Annotated in this window: 7 tRNA genes; all 7 read right to left on the bottom strand. The window is 49.8% G+C overall.

The annotated features are described in order from the left end of the window. Positions 1–2: 2 nt before the first annotated feature. Positions 3–87 (bottom strand) — tRNA-Leu (locus EDI28_RS26000). 44 nt (positions 88–131) lie between these two features. Next, positions 132–206 (bottom strand) — tRNA-Gln (locus EDI28_RS25995). Between the two features lie 54 nt (positions 207–260). Further along, positions 261–345, bottom strand: a tRNA-Leu gene (locus EDI28_RS25990). Positions 346–424: 79 nt separating this feature from the next. Further along, positions 425–509 (bottom strand) — tRNA-Leu (locus EDI28_RS25985). A gap of 41 nt (positions 510–550) precedes the next feature. Then, positions 551–637 (bottom strand) — tRNA-Leu (locus EDI28_RS25980). 29 nt (positions 638–666) lie between these two features. After that, positions 667–743, bottom strand: a tRNA-Met gene (locus tag EDI28_RS25975). Positions 744–792: 49 nt separating this feature from the next. After that, a tRNA-Gln gene (locus EDI28_RS25970) sits at positions 793–867 on the bottom strand. Positions 868–871: the final 4 nt, after the last annotated feature.

Genomic DNA, 871 nt, shown 5'->3' with positions numbered 1-871 from the left:
AATGGTGCGGAAGGAGAGACTTGAACTCTCACACCTTGCGGCGCCAGAACCTAAATCTGGTGCGTCTACCAATTCCGCCACTTCCGCATAACTTACCGTTTATTCGAGAGAATAGAACGTTAGGTTAAATATGGCAGGGCTACCTGGATTCGAACCAGGGAATGGCGGCATCAAAAGCCGCTGCCTTACCGCTTGGCGATAGCCCTACAGGGTGCTCTTTACAGAGCCTTCTCGATAACAGAGAAGTTAATCAGAGAGAATGGTGCGGAAGGAGAGACTTGAACTCTCACACCTTGCGGCGCCAGAACCTAAATCTGGTGCGTCTACCAATTCCGCCACTTCCGCATTTATTCAGCTATGGCARGCTGATGTATCTCTGATTGTATTTTCTAGCCTGGGAATTGGTGTTCCAAGCTAAATAATATGGTGCGGAAGGAGAGACTTGAACTCTCACACCTTGCGGCGCCAGAACCTAAATCTGGTGCGTCTACCAATTCCGCCACTTCCGCATTTGTTGCTATCAATACTCATGAGCATTGACTTTAAATTTTGGTGCGGAGGGAGGGACTTGAACCCTCACGTCCTTGCGGACACTAGCACCTGAAGCTAGCGCGTCTACCAATTCCGCCACCACCGCACGTGGTATCATTTTCTTGTTAGAGAAAATGGTGGCTACGACGGGATTCGAACCTGTGACCCCATCATTATGAGTGATGTGCTCTAACCAACTGAGCTACGTAGCCGTTTTTTACAGGCTGACGACTATACATGATAATCGCCACCTTGAAAAGGTGGCAGGGCTACCTGGATTCGAACCAGGGAATGGCGGCATCAAAAGCCGCTGCCTTACCGCTTGGCGATAGCCCTACAA

The sequence above is a fragment of the Photobacterium chitinilyticum genome (assembly GCF_004104355.1).
Lineage (GTDB): Bacteria > Pseudomonadota > Gammaproteobacteria > Enterobacterales > Vibrionaceae > Photobacterium > Photobacterium chitinilyticum.
This window is presented reverse-complemented; position numbering and strand designations above follow the sequence as displayed.